Source organism: Kitasatospora sp. NPDC002040, from assembly GCF_040296785.1.
Classification (GTDB): Bacteria; Actinomycetota; Actinomycetes; order Streptomycetales; family Streptomycetaceae; genus Kitasatospora.
In genome coordinates this window covers 229,979-248,556 of record NZ_JBEOXV010000007.1, presented here as the reverse complement: position 1 = coordinate 248,556, position 18,578 = coordinate 229,979, and the positions used below count along the sequence as shown (strand labels likewise).

Below are 18,578 nucleotides of genomic sequence, written 5' to 3'. Positions count from 1 at the left end.
CTGCCGCCCACCCCGGTTCTAACCCCGGTGTCCGGCCGCCCACTTCACCCGAACAGCGGCATCCGACCACTCCTGCGGGGAGACCTCCGGCCGGCTCAGTCCGCCGGGGCGAAGCGGGCGATCAGGTCGCCGGCGGTGAGGCGGTCGAGGGCGGGGGCGGCGTCGAGGGGGCCGGGGAAGAGGCGGTAGGCGGTGCCGGTCGGGGTGGCGGGGAGGTCGGCCTCCAGGAGGGCGAGGAAGGCGTGCCGGTCGGTCAGCACGTCGGGGTCGAACTCGCCGGTGGCGTCGGGGTGGTGGCGGTCGCGGAGGCGGGTGGCGAAGGTGCTGACGGGCTCGCCGGGGGCGCGGTGGTAGGTGGAGACGGTGGCGCCGGAGCGGACCAGGACCCGGTCGGTGCCGGCGGCCGCGGTGGCGACGGCCAGGTCCCAGAGGGTGGCCCGGGCGCCGGGGGCGAAGTGGGCGAGGACGTCGGAGGCGAGCACGCCGAGGCGGCCGGAGTGGCGGCGGACGTCGTGGAGGCCGCCGTCGCCGCCGAGGCTGAGGTCGGTCCAGGTCCAGTGCCGCTCGGCCAGGTCGATCACCATCGGGAGGGCCACCTTGGCCGCGCCGGCCAGGTCGAGCCGCTGGGTGACGGCCTTCGGGTCAAGCAGGCCCGGCGACCGGCCGCGCTCGCCCAGGGTCATGAAACCGGTGTAGGCGTCCGGGAGTTCGTCGAAGGCGATGTCGTTGTAGCTGAACACCACCACCACGGCGTAGCGGGCACCGGAGCCGGCCAGACCGGCCAGGTCGAGGTCGACGAACTCGGTCGCGCCGTTCGGGGCCGAGGTGAAGTCGCCGGAGTGCACGGCCGTCCGGGCGCCGTGCACCAGCTTGGTGTAGTCGCACAGGCCGACCAGCTCCCAGTCCTCCCCGTAGAACGCGACCGAGAGGTCGAGGTCCACCCGGACGCCCTTGGGCTGGAGCCAGTGCAGGAAGAGCCGCAGCCGGCCGCCGGCCGGCAGCGCGAGCCGGCTGCCGCGCGGGACCGCGACCAGCGAGCGGGCACTGGCCCGCTCCGCGGTGGGCACGGTCAGACCGGTCAACTCCTGGTCGAGGACCGCGAGATCGAACCGCTCCTGCCCACCGGCCCGACGGAGCAGCTCGGCCTCGATCAGCGCGCAGACCGGCTCGCCGACCGACCCGGGCAGCGCTGCGCCCCAGTCGGTGCGGGCATGGGTACGGGCGGTGTGGCCGCGCGGGAAGTACAGCCGGCGCTCGTTGTCGGGACGGGGCGCGCGCAGTCGCCCGTACGCGCCGAGCAGCGGGCCGGGGGCGACCCGGCGCAGGGCGTCCGGGAGCGCGGCGAGCAGCTCGGGCGGGCACGGGGCGTCGGGCGCCCAGCGGTGGTGGGTGCGGAGCAGGTGGTGCAGCCGCCGGGCCAACTCGCCCGGACGGTGGACCAGGAGGGCCAGCGCACCGGGTACGTCGCCGGTGCCGAGCGCGGCCTCCACCCGGGAGGCGAAGGTGGTGACGGTCAGCCGGTTCCGCCCGCCGGCGGTACCGGCCGTGGGCAGCGGGGCCTCCATCAGCCGGGCGCCGAGCGGGTGCTGGAGCAGGTCGGTGCCCCGGACCACCGCGAAGGCGGCGGCCGCGTTCGGGTGGCGGCGGTGGTGCTCGTACGGGTGCAGCACCTCGCCCGCCCGCTGCCAGGCGGTGCGGTGGCGCAGCATGTCCTCGGCGGCGCCGGCCGGCGGCAGTGCGTCCAGGGCGGCGAGCAGCGCGCGGCGGAGCGGGCGGGGCAGGTTGCGCAGGCGCGGCGGCTTGTCGGCGAGCAGGTCCGGCTCGGCGCCGGACCAGGCCCAGAGCAGGCGCAGCACATCGGTGGCGGTGGTGAGCCGGGCGGGCAGTGCGGCGGGCAGGTCTCGGTGCAGGAGCTCGGCCAGCACGGTGGCCTTGGTCTCCCGGACCGGGATCTGCTCGGGCAGCCAACTGTCGTATTCCGCCGGGGCGTTGTCGAGCAGGACGGCGAGGTCGTCCCGGTCCTGCGGGCTGAGCGGGGTCTGCCGCAGCAGCAGCCGGCCCAGCTCCGCACCGGCGGCGACGGCGGGGTCGGCGGCCAGGCGGAGCGGGCGCAGCACGGCGCCGGCCGGGATCTCCCGGCTCGCGACCGGTGCGTCCTGGTCGGCCAGTACCGTCCCGCAGAGCGGGCAGGCCGTGACCGGCTCCAGGTCGTCGAGGCAGTCCCCGCAGACCAGGTGCCCGCACGGCGCGAGCAGCTCGGTGCCCGGGCCGAGGTCGCACCAGCCGCATTCGAGATCGGGCCGGTCGAGCAGGTAGGCGGCCATCCGGGCCGAGTACAGGGAGTGCACGTCGCGCGGCACGCTGTCCGGGAAGCCGCGGAACAGCGGCTGGTGGCGGCGCTCGTTGCCGGTCAGCCGGTCGATCCGGGCGAGCAGTACGCCGCCGGTCTCCTTGAGCCCGGTCGGGCTCAGCCGGGCCAGCGCGCCGTACAGCGGAGCGGTGAGCCGGTAGCCGCGCAGCACGAGGTCGGACTCCAGCACGGCCAGTCCGTCCCGGCTGCGCCGGTCCGGTTCGGCGCCCGGGCGGGCGGGGACGCGGACCAGGCCCTGGCGGTGCAGCAGGAGTGTGTCGAGATCGCGGCTCATCGCGGTGGTTTCTTCCCCCTCGGGACGCCTCACGGGGCGGTGCCCCGGGCGGAGATGTCAGTGCGGGGGCGGAGAATGGGCGCACTCGGATTCATTTGCAGTGAGTGAGAAGGAAGCACGCCGCGGAGCCGCCCCCGCACCACCGATCCTAGTCACCCACCGTGCTGTCAACCCACTGGTTTTCAGCTGTGGCGCAGGTCACACGATCACACGAAATATCCGGGGACATCCTCCCCGTTTGACGCTATGTTCGAGATATCCGGGGAACGAGTCCCCGGTACGGGGGACCGAGGGGAGTTGGACCATGACTGTCACCGCCGCCGAGAAGGCGACCGCGCCACGCCTGCGGGCCGACGCCTCTCGCAACCGGGCGCGGATCATCGCCGCCGCCCGGGAGGCCTTCGTCGAGCAGGGCCCCGACGTGCCCCTCGACGAGATCGCCCGCCGGGCGGGGGTCGGCAACGCGACGGTGTACCGGAACTTCGCCGACCGGCGCGAGCTGATCCACCACGTCACGCTCTCCGTGATGAACCGGGTGATCGGCCACGCCGAGGCCGCGATGGCCGAGGAGGCGGACGCGTTCGAAGCGGTGAGCCGCTTCACCCACGCTGCCGCCGAGGAGCGGATCAGCGCGCTCTGCCCGATGATCTCGGAGCACGGCAACCCGGACGACCCCGAGCTGGAGGAGACCGGTGAGCTGCTGCGGGCCACGGTGATCGAGCTGATCACCCGGGCCCAGCGGGCCGGCCTGTTCCGGGCCGACATCGGCGTCGGCGACTACCTCATCGCGGTCACCCAGCTCACCCGGCCGCTGCCCGGCAGCAACTGCCTCGCCGCGGACGACTTCTCCCACCGCCACCTCCAGATCCTGCTCGACGGGATGCGGGCCCCGGCCCGCTCCGAACTGCCAGGTCGCGCTGCGACCTTGGAGGACCTCCGCCGATCCAACTGACGTCCCGTCTCCTTTCTGCGCCGTCCACGCGATCCGGCGCGTCCAGCACTCCAGCTCGCACAGAACCTCGCACCTAAGTGGGTACCACCTTGTCCGGAACCGTTTCGCCTCCCGATCCCCGCCGCTGGAAGGCACTCGCCTTCATCGGCCTCGCACAGCTGATGGTCGTCCTCGACGCCACCATCGTGAACATCGCGCTCCCCTCCGCCCAGACCGACCTGGGCATCACCGACGGCAACCGCCAGTGGGTCATCACGGCCTACGCGCTCGCCTTCGGCAGCCTGCTCCTGTTCGGCGGCCGGGTCGCCGACCTGTGGGGCCGTCGCCGCACCTTCATCGTCGGCCTGACCGGCTTCGCGCTGGCCTCCGCGCTCGGCGGTGCCGCCGCCAACACCGCGATGCTGCTCGGCGCCCGCGCCCTGCAGGGCGTCTTCGGCGCGCTGCTCGCCCCGGCCGCCCTCTCGCTGCTCGCGGTGATGTTCACCGACGGCAAGGAGCGGGCCAAGGCCTTCGGCATCTACGGTGCGATCGCCGGTGGCGGTGGCGCCATCGGCCTGATCCTCGGCGGCCTGCTCACCGAGTACCTGAACTGGCGCTGGACCTTCTTCGTCAACATCCCGTTCGCCGTGGTCGCCATCGCCGGCGCCGTCATGGTGATCCGGGAGCCGGCCGAGGGCCGCAACGCCAGCAAGCTGGACATCCCCGGCGTGCTGCTGGTCACCACCGGCCTGGTCGCGCTGGTCTACGGCTTCACCCGGGCCGAGTCGGACGGCTGGGCCTCCGGTGTGACGATCGGCCTGTTCGTCGCCTCCGCCGTGCTGCTGGCGCTGTTCGTCCTGGTCGAGTCCAAGGTCAAGGCCCCGCTGCTGCCGCTGCGGGTGGTCCTGGAGCGCAACCGGGCCGGCGTCTACCTCTCGCTCGGTGTCGCGATCATCGGGATGTTCGGGCTGTTCCTCTTCCTCACCTACTACCTGCAGGTGGTGCTGGACTACAGCCCGGTGCTCACCGGTGTCGCGTTCCTGCCGATGGTGGCGGGCATGATCATCGGCTCCACCCAGATCGGCGCCCGGATGATGACCCGGGTCGCCCCGCGCAAGCTGATGGCCCCCGGTTTCGCGGTCGGCGCGCTCGGCCTGCTGATCCTCACCCAGATCAGCACCGACACCTCCTACCCGGCGGTCATCCTGCCCGGCCTGGTGCTGATGGGCCTCGGCATGGGCACCGCGTTCATGCCGGCCATGAGCCTGGCCACCTTCGGCGTCGAGCCGCGGGACTCCGGCGTGGCCTCGGCCATGGTCAACACCTCCCAGCAGGTCGGCGGCGCCATCGGCACCGCGCTGCTGAACACCATCGCGGCCAGCGCCACCACCGCGTACTTCACCTCGCACGCGGCCGGCGCCACCAACCCGAAGGCGCTCCAGCTGGACGCCATGGTGAACGGCTTCCAGGTCGCGATCTGGTGGGCCTTCGGCATCATGCTGCTGGCCGGCGCGATCGCCGCGGTCCTGATCAACACCGGCCGCCCCGACGCCCACCAGGCCGAGGGCGCGGGCGCCGAGGACGCGATCCCGGTGCTGGTGCACTGATCCACTCCCCGCAGTCGGCCGACGGCCCCGCATCCAGTCCGGATGCGGGGCCGTCGGCCGTTCGCGTCACACCCCGCCGAACCCCTTCCCTACTTCTGGGTAACCTCGCTACAGTGACCGCACGCACCACCGCCGGGCTTCGGGAGCCGCACCGGCGGGGCCGCCGTCCGTCCGTGCCATCGCACGCTTTCCGGACGCGGTACGGGACTTCAGCGCCCTCCAGGTGACAGACCCAGCGACACCTCTCGGTGCGCCTGAGTACCACGGCACAGCCGCAGCACGGCCGGAGCGGACCGGCCTGCTGCGCGCCGCCGCAACCGTCATCACCTCTCCCCGCTCCGCCGTACCCTCCTCCCTGCCCCGACGGCCACCGCTCGACGACGAGCGGGTGCGCCCGGCCGGGACGGGCGGAGCGGGGCCCCATGACAAGGAGTCAGGACAATGGAGCGTCCCTTCCCCACCGTCGCGGTCGTCGGGCTCGGCACCATGGGCGCCGGCATCGCCGTCGCCGTTGCGCACAGCGGCCGCCGGGTGATCGGCATCGAGGCCAACCCCGACAGCGCGGCCCGTGCACTGGCCCGGATCGAGCAGTCCACCGCCGAGGCGGTGCGCCGCGAGCGGCTGACCGAGCCGGAGCGCACCGCACTGCTGGCGCTGATCTCGGTCGGCGACCGGCTGGAGGCGGCCGCGGCCGCCGACCTGGTGATCGAGGAGGTCCCCGAGCAGCTGGAGCTGAAGCGGGAGATCTTCGCCGAGCTGGACCGGATCTGCCCGCCCGGGACGGTGCTGGCGACCGGTACCACCGCGCTCTCGGTGACCCGGATCGCCGCCGCCACCGCCCGCCCGGAGCGGGTGCTCGGCCTGCACTTCTTCAACCCGGTGCACACCATGAAGCTGGTCGAGGTGGTCCGCACCGTCCTGACCACCCCTCAGGTCGCCGAGCAGGCGGCCGACTTCGCCCGCGAGCTGGGCAAGGAGCCGGTCGCGGCCGGCGACCGGCCCGGATTCGTGGTGAACGGGCTGCTGTTCGCCTACCTCAACCAGGCCGCCGCGATGTTCGAGTCCAAGTACGCCACCCGGGAGGACATCGACGCCGCGATGCGGCTCGGCTGCGGCCTGCCGATGGGCCCGCTGGCGCTGCTCGACCTGATCGGCGTGGACACCGCGCGGACGGTGCTGGAAGCGATGTACGAGCAGTCCAGGGACCGGCTGCACGCCCCCGCCCCGATCCTCGGCCAGCTGGTCGCGGCCGGGCTGCTCGGCCGCAAGACCGGCCGCGGCTTCTACACCTACGAGGCGCCCGGCTCCTCCAAGGTGGTCGCCGACTCCGGCGCCGCCGCGGCGGCCCGGGTGGCCGGGCGCGAGGTGCGCACGGTCGGGGTCTGCGGCTCCGGCACCATGGCCATCGGCATCGCCGAGGTGTTCGCCAAGGCCGGTTACCAGGTGGTGCTGACCGCCCGCAGCCAGGAGAAGGCCGACCGGGCCAAGGGCCGGCTGGCCCGTTCGCTGGACCGCTCGGTGGAGAAGGGCCGGCTGACGGCCGATCAGCGCGAGGCCGCGCTGGACCTGGTCACCCCCAGCGGCCGGTACGCCGAGCTGGCCGACGCCGACCTGGTGGTCGAGGCGGTGGCCGAGGACCTGGCGGTCAAGCGCGAGTTGTTCGCCGCCCTGGACAAGATCTGCAAGCCCGGCGCGGTGCTCGCCACCACCACCTCCAGCCTGCCGGTGATCAGCTGCGCGACCGCCACCTCGCGGCCGCAGGACGTGGTCGGCATGCACTTCTTCAACCCGGCCCCGGCGATGAAGCTGGTCGAGGTGGTCTCCACCGTGCTGACCTCGCCCGACGTCACCAGCACCGTGCTGGCGATCTGCGGCACGGTGAAGAAGCACGCCGTGGAGTGCGGCGACCGGGCCGGGTTCATCGTCAACGCACTGCTCTTCCCGTACCTGAACGACGCGGTCCGGATGCTCCAGGAGCACTACGCGACGGTGGACGACATCGACACCGCGATGAAGCTCGGCTGCGGCTACCCGATGGGCCCGTTCGAGCTGCTGGACGTGGTCGGGCTGGACGTCTCGCTCACCATCGAGCAGGTGCTGCACCAGGAGTTCCGCGAGCCGGGCCTGGCCGCCGCACCCCTGCTGGAGCACCTCGTCGCGGCCGGCTGCCTGGGCCGCAAGACCGGTCGCGGCTTCCGCGACCACGCCCGCCGATGACCGGCCAGCCGGCGCCGCAGGGCGGCGGTCCCGGCGCTCTGCCGGGTGGTCAGCACCCGCCCGCCGGGCGGCCGGTGCGGCCCGCCTGGGGTCCGGGCTCGGTGGCCGGGCGCTGGCCCCGCCCGGTGGTGGCCGCCCCGGTGCCGCCACTGCGCCGGACAAAGGCCGTGGTCCCGCCACCCGGTACGTGTAGCGTTCCGGCCATGGACCGGGAACAGTCATCCGAACAGTCAGCCCCGGAGCGTCCGGGGGGCGTCCGGCCGGCCACCGAGGTCGGCGCCGGCAACCGCCGGGCGGCCGCCCAGCGGCAGCAGATGCGCCAGGACCTCGCCTCCGCCGCGATGGAGCTGTTCGCCACCCAGGGGTACGAGGAGACCACGGTCGACCAGATCGCGGCCGCCGCCGGGGTGGCCCGGCGGACCTTCTTCCGGTACTTCAGGTCCAAGGAGGAGGCGATCTTCCCGGACCACGACGACACCCTGGTCCGGGTGGCCGACCTGCTGGCCAGCGCCGACTCCGAGGAGCACCCGCTGGACGTGGTCTGCCGGGGCATCAAGGAGGTGCTCCGGATGTACGCCTCCACCCCGGGCGTCTCGGTGGCCAGGTACCAGCTGATCCGCCAGGTCGGGGCGCTGCGCGAGCGGGAGATCGCGGTGGTCTCCCGGTACGAGCGGCTGTTCACCCGCTACCTGCTGGGCCGCTTCGACGCGGCCGAGGAGATCCCGCCGGGCTGGCAGCGCGGCGGGGACGACGACTCGATGCTGGCCGAGGTCTCGGCGGCGGCCGTGGTCGCGGCGCACAACCACGTGCTGCGGCGCTGGCTCCGGGCCGGCGGCCTGGGGGACGTGGAGGCGCAGCTCGACCACTCCTTCGACGTGATCCGCGGCACCTTCTGGGCCACCGCCCCGAACGGCGTGCGGCGCCGTGGCACCACCGTGGCACCCGGTGCCACTGTGACACCCGGGTCGACGTTCGAGGCCGCCGCCGTGAGCGCACTGAGTGCCAGCCCCGGGGGTGAGGTCCTCATCACAGTGACCCGGACGGACGCTCCGCTGGAGCAGGTGGTGGACCGGATCAGGGCCGCCCTGACTTCGGCCGCCGGCTGAGGTTTACGCAGGTCAGAGCAGTTTTGGAGGGCCCGTCCCGGTACGCCGGGGCGGGCCTTCCGTGTGCCCGCTGCGACCCGGCCGCAGCGTTGTCCAGATCACTCGAACTGATGACACCCAGTGTCTTTACGAGTGGCACAGGGTGCCACTACCTTGTTCCTCACCAGTCGCGGCGCCGCGGCTCCCCACCTCGGCGCGCCGTGTCCGGCTGCGACACCACCACCCGTCGCAACCACCCCAGCCTTCCCATCCCAGACCGAACCAGCGAAGCCGGTGTCCGCTCCCGGCTCCCCCAGACGCCCTGTGCGCCCTCACACAGGTACGCCTTCGGAGGCAGCCATGAAGGAAATCCTCGACGCGATCCTCAGCACCGACAGCACCCCGGCGGACTTCGCCGGGCTCAAGCTGCCGGAGTCCTACAAGGCGGTGACGCTCCACAAGGACGAGGAGCAGATGTTCGCCGGCCAGGACAGCCGCGACAAGGACCCGCGCCAGTCCCTCCACCTCGACGAGGTGGCCCTGCCCGAGCTCGGCCCCGGCGAGGCCCTGGTCGCGGTGATGGCCAGCTCGGTCAACTACAACACCGTGTGGAGCTCGATCTTCGAGCCGGTCTCCACCTTCGGCTTCCTGGAGCGGTACGGCCGCCTCTCGCCGTTGACGAAGCGTCACGACCTGCCGTACCACATCCTCGGCTCCGACCTGGCGGGCGTGGTGCTGCGCACCGGCGCCGGCGTCAACGCCTGGAAGCCGGGCGACGAGGTCGTCGCGCACTGCCTCTCGGTCGAGCTGGAGTCCCCGGACGGCCACAACGACACGATGATGGACCCGGAGCAGCGGATCTGGGGCTTCGAGACCAACTTCGGCGGCCTGGCCCAGATCGCCCTGGTGAAGACCAACCAGCTGCTGCCCAAGCCGAAGCACCTCACCTGGGAGGAGGCCGCCTCCCCCGGCCTGGTCAACTCCACCGCCTACCGCCAGCTCGTCTCGCGCAACGGCGCGGGCATGAAGCAGGGCGACAACGTGCTGATCTGGGGCGCCAGCGGCGGCCTCGGCTCGTACGCAACCCAGTACGCACTGGCCGGCGGCGCCACCCCGATCTGCGTGGTCTCCAGCCAGGCCAAGGCCGACATCTGCCGGGCCATGGGCGCCGAGGCGATCATCGACCGCTCCGCCGAGGGCTACAAGTTCTGGAAGGACGAGAACAACCAGGACCCGCGCGAGTGGAAGCGCCTGGGCGGGAAGATCCGCGAGTTCACCGGCGGCGAGGACGTCGACATCGTCTTCGAGCACCCGGGCCGCGAGACCTTCGGCGCCTCGGTCTACGTCACCCGCAAGGGCGGCACCATCGTCACCTGCGCCTCCACCTCGGGCTTCATGCACCAGTACGACAACCGCTACCTGTGGATGTCGCTGAAGCGCATCGTCGGCTCGCACTTCGCGAACTACCGCGAGGCGTTCGAGGCCAACCGCCTGGTCGCCAAGGGCAAGATCCACCCGACCGTCTCCAAGGTCTACACCCTGGAGCAGACCGGGCAGGCCGCCCTCGACGTGCACCACAACAAGCACCAGGGCAAGGTCGGCGTGCTCTGCCTGGCCCCGGAGGAGGGCCTGGGCGTCCGCAACCAGGAGCTGCGCGAGCAGCACCTGCCGGCGATCAACCTGTTCCGCGAGGTCTCCGAGCGGACCGAACAGCAGAGCCGGAACATCTGATGGCCGACCGGGACCGTCCGTGGCTGATGCGGACCTACGCGGGCCACTCGACCGCGAGTGACTCCAACGCGCTCTACCGGAAGAACCTGGCGAAGGGTCAGACCGGGCTCTCGGTCGCCTTCGACCTGCCCACCCAGACCGGCTACGACTCGGACCACATCCTGGCCCGCGGCGAGGTCGGCCGGGTCGGGGTGCCGGTCGGCCACGTCGGCGACATGCGGACGCTGTTCGACGGCATCCCGGTCGAGCAGACCAACACCTCGATGACGATCAACGCCACCGCCATGTGGCTGCTGGCGCTCTACCAGGTGGTGGCCGAGGAGCAGGGCGCCGACATCGCCAAGCTCACCGGCACCACCCAGAACGACATCGTCAAGGAGTACCTCTCGCGCGGGACGCACGTCTTCCCGCCCGGGCCCTCGGTGCGCCTGATCACCGACATGATCGCCTACACGGTCGGGAACATCCCGAAGTGGAATCCGATCAACATCTGCAGCTACCACCTCCAGGAGGCCGGGGCCACCCCGGTCCAGGAGATCGCGTACTCGATGTGCACGGCGATCTCGGTGCTGGACGCGGTCCGCGACTCCGGGCAGGTCCCGGCCGAGCGGATGGGCGAGGTGGTGGCCCGGATCAGCTTCTTCGTGAACGCGGGCGTCCGCTTCGTCGAGGAGATGTGCAAGATGCGCGCCTTCGCCCGGCTCTGGGAGAAGGTCACGCTGGAGCGCTACGGCATCCAGGACCCGAAGCAGCGCCGGTTCCGCTACGGCGTCCAGGTCAACTCGCTCGGCCTGACCGAGGCCCAGCCGGAGAACAACGTCCAGCGGATCGTGCTGGAGATGCTCGCCGTCACCCTCTCCAAGGACGCCCGCGCCCGCGCCGTCCAACTCCCGGCCTGGAACGAGGCGCTGGGCCTGCCCCGGCCGTGGGACCAGCAGTGGTCGCTGCGGATCCAGCAGGTGCTGGCCTTCGAGTCCGACCTGCTGGAGTACGGCGACATCTTCAACGGCTCCGAGGTGATCGAGACCAAGACCGCCGAGCTGCTGGCCGGCGCCGAGGCCGAGATCGAGAAGGTGCTGGAGATGGGCGGGGTGATCCCGGCCGTCGAGTCGGGCTACCTCAAGTCCAACCTGGTCGCCTCGCACGCGGCCCGGCGGGCCCGGATCGAGTCCGGCGAGGACAGGATCGTCGGGGTGAACTGCTACCAGACCACCGAGGACAGCCCGCTCACCGCGGACCTGGACACCGCCATCATGGTGGTCGACCCGGCCTCCGAGCAGTCCGTCCTGACGGCCCTTCAGCAGTGGCGCGCCGAGCGGGACGAGGCGGCCGCCCAGGCCGCCCTGGCGGCCCTCAAGGAGACCGCGGCCGGTACGGACAACCTGATGGCCGCCACGCTCGCCTGCGCCCGCGCAGGGGTCACCACGGGCGAGTGGTCCTTCGCCCTGCGGGACGTCTTCGGCGAGTACCGGGCGCCCACCGGCGTCGGCGGCGCACCGGTCGCGGTCCCGGCCGAGCCCGGCGGCGAGCTGGCGGCCGTCCGGGAGGCCGTCGCGGCCACCGCCGCCGAGCTCGGCACCGGCAAGCTCCGCCTGCTGGTCGGCAAGCCCGGCCTGGACGGGCACTCCAACGGCGCCGAGCAGATCGCCGTCCGGGCCCGCGACGCCGGCTTCGAGGTGGTCTACCAGGGCATCCGGCTGACGCCCGAGCAGATCGTCTCCGCCGCCGTCGCCGAGGACGTGCACTGCGTCGGCCTGTCGATCCTGTCAGGGGCCCACCCCGAGCTGGTGCCGGACGTCCTGCACCGGCTGCGCCGGGCCGGGGTGGAGGATGTGCCGGTGATCGTCGGTGGCATCATCCCCGCAGCGGACGGCGAGGCCCTCAAGGCCGCCGGCGTCGCTGCCGTCTTCACCCCGAAGGACTTCGGCATCACCACCATCATCGGCCGGATCGTCGACGAGATCCGGCTCGCCAACAGGCTCCAGCCCTGGGCCGCGACCTCGACCGCCGCGACCGGCTGACCCGGAAGGACCGAAACACCCTCATGAGCAACGTGAACCGCCTCCGCCCCCGCCGTTCCTGCCTGGCCGTCCCGGGCAGCAACCCGCGCTTCCTGGAGAAGGCCCAGGGCCTCCCGGCCGACCAGGTCTTCCTCGACCTGGAGGACGCCTGCGCCCCGCTGGTCAAGGAGAGCGCCCGGCACAACATCGTCGACGCCCTCAACAACGGCGACTGGGGCAACAAGACCAAGGTCGTCCGGGTCAACGACTGGACCACGCACTGGACCTACCGGGACGTCATCACCGTGGTCGAGGGCGCCGGCCCGAACCTCGACTGCATCATGCTGCCGAAGGTGCAGGACGCCACCCAGGTCAAGGCGCTCGACCTGCTGCTCACCCAGATCGAGAAGACCATGGGCTTCGAGGTCGGCAAGATCGGCATCGAGGCGCAGATCGAGAACGCCAAGGGCCTGGTGAACGTCGACGAGATCGCCGCCGCCTCGCCCCGGCTGGAGACCATCATCTTCGGCCCGGCCGACTTCATGGCCTCGATCAACATGAAGACCCTGGTGGTCGGCATGCAGCCGCCCGGCTACCCGGCCGACGCCTACCACTACATCCTGATGCGGATTCTGATGGCCGCCCGGATGCACGACCTGCAGGCGATCGACGGCCCGTTCCTGCAGATCCGCAACCCCGACGGCTACCGCGAGGTGGCCGGCCGCGCCGCCGCCCTCGGCTTCGACGGCAAGTGGGTGCTGCACCCGGACCAGGTCGGTGCGGCGAACGAGATCTTCTCCCCCGCGCAGGAGGACTACGACCACGCCGAGCTGATCCTCGACGCGTACGACTGGTGCACCTCCGAGGCGGGCGGCGCCAAGGGCTCCGCGATGCTCGGCGACGAGATGATCGACGAGGCCAGCCGCAAGATGGCCCTGGTCATCGCGGGCAAGGGCCGGGCGGCCGGCATGCAGCGCACCTCCAAGTTCGAGATCCCGGAGGCCTGACGTGCAGTTCGGACGCACCTACGAGGAGTTCGAGGTCGGCGCGGTCTACAAGCACTGGCCCGGGAAGACCGTCACCGAGTACGACGACCACCTGTTCTGTCTGCTCACCATGAACCACCACCCGCTGCACCTGGACGCCAACTACGCGACCACCACCGTGCAGGGCCAGAACGTCGTGGTCGGCAACTACGTCTACTCGCTGCTGCTCGGCATGAGCGTCGAGGACGTCTCCGGCAAGGCGCTCGCCAACCTGGAGGTGGAGTCGCTGCGGCACATCGCGCCGACCTTCCACGGTGACACCATCTACGGCGAGACCGTGGTGCTCGACAAGAACATGACCTCGAAGCCCGACCGCGGCATCGTCCACGTCGAGACCAAGGGCTACAAGCAGGACGGCACGGTCGTCTGCGTCTTCCGCCGCAAGGTGATGGTGCCGACCGAGCAGTACCTCGAGGAGCGCGGCGGCGACCAGCCCGGCCGCCCCGAGCCCCTCTCCTAGGACCCCGGCCGAAGGACCGCCGTCATCGGTCCTTCCCCGGTGCACGGGGGGCTCCACGGAAGTCACGCCCGTGGAGCCCCCGCAACCACCCTCACCCTCTTAGACATTCGGAGCCGCACGATGGGACGCCTCGCACAGACCGACGGCCTCACCGAGATCCAGCGGGACATCCTCGCCACCGTGCGGGACTTTGTCGACAAGGAGATCATTCCGGTCGCGACCGAGCTGGAGCACAAGGACGAGTACCCCACCGCGATCGTGGAGGGGATGAAGCAGCTCGGCCTCTTCGGCCTCACCATCCCGGAGGAGTTCGGCGGGCTCGGCGAGTCGCTGCTCACCTACGCGCTCGTGGTCGAGGAGATCGCCCGTGGCTGGATGTCGGTCTCCGGCATCGTCAACACCCACTTCATCGTGGCCCACATGATCAACGCCCACGGCACCCAGGAGCAGAAGGAGTACTTCCTGCCCCGGATGGCGGCCGGCGAGATCCGCGGCGCCTTCTCGATGTCCGAGCCGGGCCTCGGCTCCGACGTCGCCGCGATCTCCACCAAGGGCGTCCGGGACGGCGACGAGTACGTCCTGAACGGCCAGAAGATGTGGCTGACCAACGGCGGCACCTCCACCCTGGTCGCGGTGCTCTGCAAGACCGACGAGGGCGGCTCCAGCCCCTACAAGAACATGACCACCTTCCTGATCGAGAAGACGCCGGGCTTCGGACCGAACCCGACCGTCCCGGGCCTGACCGTGCCCGGCAAGATCGAGAAGATGGGCTACAAGGGCGTCGACACCACCGAGCTGGTGCTCCAGGACGTACGCATTCCGGCCAACCGCGTGCTCGGCGGCGTCCCCGGCAAGGGCTTCTACCAGATGATGGACGGCGTCGAGGTCGGCCGGGTCAACGTGGCCGCCCGCGGCTGCGGCGTGGCCCGCCGCGCCTTCGAGCTCGGCATCACCTACGCCCAGCAGCGCTCCACCTTCGGCAAGAAGATCGCCGAGCACCAGGCGATCCAGTTCAAGCTGGCCGAGATGGCCACCAAGGTCGAGGCCGCGCACCAGATGATGGTGATGGCCGCCCGCAAGAAGGACGGCGGCGAGCGGAACGACCTGGAGGCCGGAATGGCCAAGTACCTGGCCTCCGAGTACTGCAAGGAGGTCGTCGAGGACTCGTTCCGGATCCACGGCGGCTACGGCTTCTCCAAGGAGTACGAGATCGAGCGGCTCTACCGGGAGGCCCCGATGCTGCTGATCGGTGAAGGTACGGCGGAGATCCAGAAGATGATCGTCGGGCGCCGGCTCCTGGAGGAGTACCGCCTGGCGGACTGAGACCGCCCCGCACTCCCGGGCCCGGCGTGCCGGCCGGTCCCGGGCGGAGCCGTAGGGCGCGTACCAGGCGGTATGCGCCCTACGGCTGCATCCGCACGCCCCCGGAGACCCCTCCATCGGGCGCGTACGCACTGAGACATGGGTCACGCGGCACGTCGGAGCCCTTGGGGAACCGGCGTCGGCCGAGCTACGGTCGTATACATAGCAGGCACGGATCGGCACCGCACAGGACACCTCAAGCAGCAGGCGGCTTGCCCACCTACCGCCTGGTCCCGATAGCATCCTCCGGGACAGCACGCCGTCCCTTTATCACTCGATCCCCGCGGTGGCCCCCGTCCAGGTGCCGAGCTCTGCCAGTCGGGGCCCGCGACTAAGGTATTCGATGCCCATCAGCCCGTCCCCTCACTCCTCCGCTCCGGCCGGCGATGCCCTCGCCGCGGCCAACGGTCGGCGCCCTCGCGTCACCATCGCGCGAGGAGCCACCCCCTGGTTCGTCCCCACGCTCGCCACCGCCGCCCTCACCACCGCCCTCACCAGGCGGAGCGGCAAGTGGGCCGTGGCGGCGGTGCCGGCCTGTGCGCTCAGCGCGGGCATGCTGTGGTTCTTCCGCGACCCCGAGCGTGAGATCGGGACCGGCAGGGTCATCTCGCCCGCCGACGGTGTCGTGCAGTCGATCGACGCCTGGCCGGACGGCCGCACCCGCGTGGCGATCTTCATGAGCCCGCTCAACGTGCACGTCAACCGCGCGCCGCTGCCCGGCACCGTGACGTCCGTCGAGCACGTCGCCGGCGGTTTCGTCCCGGCGTTCAACAAGGACAGCGACCAGAACGAGCGGGTCGTGTGGCACTTCGACACCGAGCTCGGCGACATCGAGATGGTGCAGATCGCGGGGGCCGTGGCCCGTCGCATCGTGCCGTACGTCGACGCCGGTACCAAGGTCGAGCAGGGCGAGCGGATCGGTCTGATCCGGTTCGGTTCCCGGGTCGACACCTACCTGCCGGCCGGCGTCGAGGTCGGCGTCGAGGTCGGCCAGAAGACCACTGCCGGGGTGACGCGCCTTGACCGTGACTGATCCTGAGACGCTAGTCGGCCTCAACGACGACGAGGAGACGGACCTGCGCCGCCGCCGCTGGGCGCGCGACCGCGAGCTCCGTGCTCCGCGTTCGCCGCAGCACCTCTCGACCGCCGACTTCCTGACCCTGGGGAACGCCGTCTGCGGCTTCCTGGCGATCTACTCGATCACCACCGGGGTCCTGATGCCGCACATCACCGGCGCTTCCGCCGCCGGCCCCGACAAGCACAGCGCCGCCACCGCGGTGACGCTGCTGCTGATCGGTTCGATGTGCGACCTGTTCGACGGCCTGGTGGCCCGCAGGCTGCGCTCCTCGGCGCTGGGTGCGGAGCTCGACAACCTGGCCGACCTGATCAGCTTCGGCATCGCCCCCGCCTACTTCGTCGCGGTCTGGGGCATCGTCAGCCCCGGGCAGGACCAGCGCTTCTCCGCGCTGATCGCGCTCACCGTGCTGCTCGCGGTGGTGCTCCGGCTGGCCCGGTTCTCGGCGGTCAAGATGCAGCCGGGGATCTTCCAGGGCATGCCCTGCCCGATGGGCGCCATGACGGTGATCGCGATCGTCCTGCTGGACCCGCCGTTCGTGCCGGGCCTGCTGATGATCTTCGGCGTGGCGTACCTGATGGTGAGCCGGATCGAGTACCCGAAGCCGCAGGGCCTGCTGGCCACCGCCACGCTCTGCTGGATCGTGGTCTCGATCGGCTGCCTCGCGGCCTGGGCGGCCGGTCTGCCCGGCGGCAACACCCTGATGCACATCGGCGCGATCGCCCAGATCACGCTGGCCGCCATGGCCCCCCTCCTGGTCATCCGCCGCAAGGTGGGCCAGAAGGTCGGGGACGTCCGCGCCCGCCGCGCGGAGTCGCGCGGCTGCTGACGCCAGGCACACGACGAAGGGCCCCGATCCGGAACCGGATCGGGGCCCTTCGCGTTGGCTTCGGTGCACCTGCTGGGAAGGCCGGAGGCTAGGCGCCGCCCTTGTGGACGCTGAAGGCGCTGCGGCGGGCCGCCCGGGCCACGGCGGGGTCGGGGTGGACCCCGGCGACCGCGGTGAGGACGGAGGCGGCGCGGGGGTGGCCGGACTGGCGGGCCCGGTTGAAGAGCCGGACCGGCTCCCCGGCCGAGGCGCCCTCGACGTGGCCGACCAGCAGGCCGGTCTCGCCGTGGTCGAGCACGGCGGCGGCCGTGTCGACCCAGAGCCAGGCGGCGTCCTCGGCCGTCAGGACGTCCGAGGGCAGGACGCCGACCTCGTCGGACTGCTCGGCCAGCCAGAGCAGCGCGTAGGGCCGCAGCACGGCCTCGTCCACGGCTGCCCGGACCGCCTGCTCGGCGGTGCCCCCGGCGACCCGCAGCGCCTCGAAGGCGAGGCCGCGCAGCAGCGCGTCGTCGCCCCGGGCGGCGTCCAGCAGTTCGGCCACCGCGCGGTCCACCGGCCGGGCCGCGACCCAGGCGCGGTACTCGGCCCTGGCGGGGCCGGGCGAGTAGTTGGCGCAGGCGTCCAGGAGCTCCAGCGCGTCCTGCTCGATGTGCCCGGCGGCGGTCTGCGCGACGGTGCAGATCTCCTCCAGCTTGGCCCGGACCGCCCAGTGGCCGAGCGGGGAGAGCTCGGCCGCCTCGTCCTGGCGGGAGAGGGCGCCGACGGCGGCCAGGCCGTCCAGCATCCAGTCCAGCACCGCGGCCACGTCGGCCGGCGAGTGCGGGGTGTCGATCTGCGGCTCGCGGCAGGTGCCGCGGACGGCGGAGACGGCGGAGGCGGCGTGTGGGACGGGCGACAGCGGGGTGGCCCCGGCGGCGACCCGGCGCTCGTCCAGGCCCCGGCGGAGCAGCTCCAGCAGCTCGCTGTCGGCCACCGGGCCGTCCACCAGGTGCAGGAAGGAGAGCAGCTGGGGCGCCTGGTCCACGGCCTGTCCGGCCAGCACGGCGAAGACGCCCCGCATCGCGGCGGGCGGCATCGGGGCGACCAGCGTCCAGGCGTCGAAGAGCGCGGACCAGCCGCGGATCACGGCCTCGTCGTCGTGCTCCCACGCGTGCAGGCGCCACCCGGGGGTGGCACCGCCGTCGCGGGCCTCGACCAGGCCGACCAGCAGGGCCTGGCCCCAGGCGTTGGCGGCGGCGCCGACGGTCATGGCGAGGGCGCGGCCGGCGGCGCGGGCGTCCTCGGGGAGGAGCTCACCGCGCTTGTCGACCTCGTCGAGTTCGCCGGCCCAGCGGGCGATCCGGACCGCGTCGGCCAGCATCCGGCGGGCCAGCGGGGCCAGCTCGGCGGGTGCGGGGAAGCCGTCCGGCACCGGCGAGCGGCCTCGGCCGGGCTTGGGTGCGGGGGTACGGCGGCGGGGGGTGGGGGTGCTGCCCGGCTGTGCGGTGTCACCGCGGCGGGCCGTGCCGGGGAGACGGGTCACCGTCGCCCCGGTACCGATCGTCGGCGGGAGCGGGGCATCACGGTCGCGCGAATTCCGAGACGTCACGC

Annotated in this window: 13 protein-coding genes; 11 read left to right on the top strand and 2 right to left on the bottom strand. The window is 72.1% G+C overall.

All coding sequences use genetic code 11. The features are described from left to right. Positions 1–95: 95 nt before the first annotated feature. Positions 96–2,645, bottom strand: coding sequence for an MXAN_6230/SCO0854 family RING domain-containing protein (locus tag ABT118_RS19325; protein WP_350669971.1), 2,550 nt, complete (start codon positions 2,643–2,645; stop codon positions 96–98). A 304-nt stretch (positions 2,646–2,949) separates the two neighbouring features. Here ABT118_RS19325 and ABT118_RS19320 point away from each other — a divergent pair, with 304 nt between their 5' ends. The 11 genes from ABT118_RS19320 to ABT118_RS19270 all read left to right on the top strand — a co-directional run bounded on the left by ABT118_RS19320 (position 2,950) and on the right by ABT118_RS19270 (position 16,988). Further along, entirely contained in the window at positions 2,950–3,597 is a 648-nt protein-coding gene (locus tag ABT118_RS19320) for a TetR/AcrR family transcriptional regulator (protein WP_350669970.1), read from the top strand. Between the two features lie 89 nt (positions 3,598–3,686). Beyond that, on the top strand, positions 3,687–5,183 hold the full coding sequence (locus ABT118_RS19315) for an MFS transporter (protein ID WP_350669969.1): 1,497 nt from the start codon (positions 3,687–3,689) through the stop codon (positions 5,181–5,183). Positions 5,184–5,624: 441 nt separating this feature from the next. Further along, a complete protein-coding gene (locus ABT118_RS19310; RefSeq protein WP_350669968.1) occupies positions 5,625–7,400 on the top strand; it encodes a 3-hydroxyacyl-CoA dehydrogenase family protein in 1,776 nt (591 codons plus the stop codon). A 203-nt stretch (positions 7,401–7,603) separates the two neighbouring features. Further along, positions 7,604–8,506 carry a TetR family transcriptional regulator gene (locus ABT118_RS19305; protein ID WP_350669967.1) on the top strand — a complete coding sequence of 301 codons (903 nt, stop codon included), beginning with the start codon at positions 7,604–7,606 and terminating at the stop codon, positions 8,504–8,506. Positions 8,507–8,845: 339 nt separating this feature from the next. After that, positions 8,846–10,216 carry a crotonyl-CoA carboxylase/reductase gene (ccrA, locus tag ABT118_RS19300; protein ID WP_350669966.1) on the top strand — a complete coding sequence of 457 codons (1,371 nt, stop codon included), beginning with the start codon at positions 8,846–8,848 and terminating at the stop codon, positions 10,214–10,216. Next, the gene (locus tag ABT118_RS19295) at positions 10,216–12,237 is read left to right on the top strand and encodes an ethylmalonyl-CoA mutase (RefSeq protein WP_350669965.1); all 2,022 of its coding nucleotides are present in this window, start codon (positions 10,216–10,218) and stop codon (positions 12,235–12,237) included. The genes ccrA and ABT118_RS19295 overlap by 1 nt, the downstream gene beginning before the upstream one ends. 23 nt (positions 12,238–12,260) lie before the next feature. Further along, positions 12,261–13,223: an HpcH/HpaI aldolase/citrate lyase family protein gene (locus ABT118_RS19290; protein WP_350669964.1), complete on the top strand. Its 963-nt coding sequence runs from the start codon at positions 12,261–12,263 to the stop codon at positions 13,221–13,223. A gap of 1 nt (position 13,224) precedes the next feature. Next, positions 13,225–13,722: a MaoC family dehydratase gene (locus ABT118_RS19285; RefSeq protein WP_350669963.1), complete on the top strand. Its 498-nt coding sequence runs from the start codon at positions 13,225–13,227 to the stop codon at positions 13,720–13,722. Positions 13,723–13,842: 120 nt separating this feature from the next. After that, positions 13,843–15,045: an acyl-CoA dehydrogenase family protein gene (locus ABT118_RS19280; RefSeq protein ID WP_350669962.1), complete on the top strand. Its 1,203-nt coding sequence runs from the start codon at positions 13,843–13,845 to the stop codon at positions 15,043–15,045. 382 nt (positions 15,046–15,427) lie between these two features. Further along, positions 15,428–16,117, top strand: a complete 690-nt coding sequence (locus ABT118_RS19275) for a phosphatidylserine decarboxylase (protein WP_350669961.1) — start codon at positions 15,428–15,430, stop codon at positions 16,115–16,117. Continuing rightward, a complete protein-coding gene (locus ABT118_RS19270; RefSeq protein ID WP_502884591.1) occupies positions 16,104–16,988 on the top strand; it encodes a CDP-alcohol phosphatidyltransferase family protein in 885 nt (294 codons plus the stop codon). Before ABT118_RS19275 ends, ABT118_RS19270 begins: the two co-directional genes overlap by 14 nt. 88 nt (positions 16,989–17,076) lie before the next feature. Here the strand turns inward: ABT118_RS19270 and ABT118_RS19265 are convergent, their stop codons facing one another. Beyond that, positions 17,077–18,510 carry an amino acid adenylation domain-containing protein gene (locus ABT118_RS19265; protein WP_350669960.1) on the bottom strand — a complete coding sequence of 478 codons (1,434 nt, stop codon included), beginning with the start codon at positions 18,508–18,510 and terminating at the stop codon, positions 17,077–17,079. Between the last annotated feature and the right edge of the window lie 68 nt (positions 18,511–18,578).

Bases quoted from the DNA above. Each gene is read 5' to 3' on its own strand.
- ABT118_RS19295 (WP_350669965.1), top strand. From the start codon at position 10,216: ATGGCCGACCGGGACCGTCCGTGGCTGATGCGGACCTACGCGGGCCAC.
- ccrA (WP_350669966.1), top strand. From the start codon at position 8,846: ATGAAGGAAATCCTCGACGCGATCCTCAGCACCGACAGCACCCCGGCG.
- ABT118_RS19310 (WP_350669968.1), top strand. From the start codon at position 5,625: ATGGAGCGTCCCTTCCCCACCGTCGCGGTCGTCGGGCTCGGCACCATG.
- ABT118_RS19280 (WP_350669962.1), top strand. From the start codon at position 13,843: ATGGGACGCCTCGCACAGACCGACGGCCTCACCGAGATCCAGCGGGAC.
- ABT118_RS19275 (WP_350669961.1), top strand. From the start codon at position 15,428: ATGCCCATCAGCCCGTCCCCTCACTCCTCCGCTCCGGCCGGCGATGCC.
- ABT118_RS19325 (WP_350669971.1), bottom strand. From the start codon at position 2,645: ATGAGCCGCGATCTCGACACACTCCTGCTGCACCGCCAGGGCCTGGTC.
- ABT118_RS19290 (WP_350669964.1), top strand. From the start codon at position 12,261: ATGAGCAACGTGAACCGCCTCCGCCCCCGCCGTTCCTGCCTGGCCGTC.
- ABT118_RS19320 (WP_350669970.1), top strand. From the start codon at position 2,950: ATGACTGTCACCGCCGCCGAGAAGGCGACCGCGCCACGCCTGCGGGCC.
- ABT118_RS19305 (WP_350669967.1), top strand. From the start codon at position 7,604: ATGGACCGGGAACAGTCATCCGAACAGTCAGCCCCGGAGCGTCCGGGG.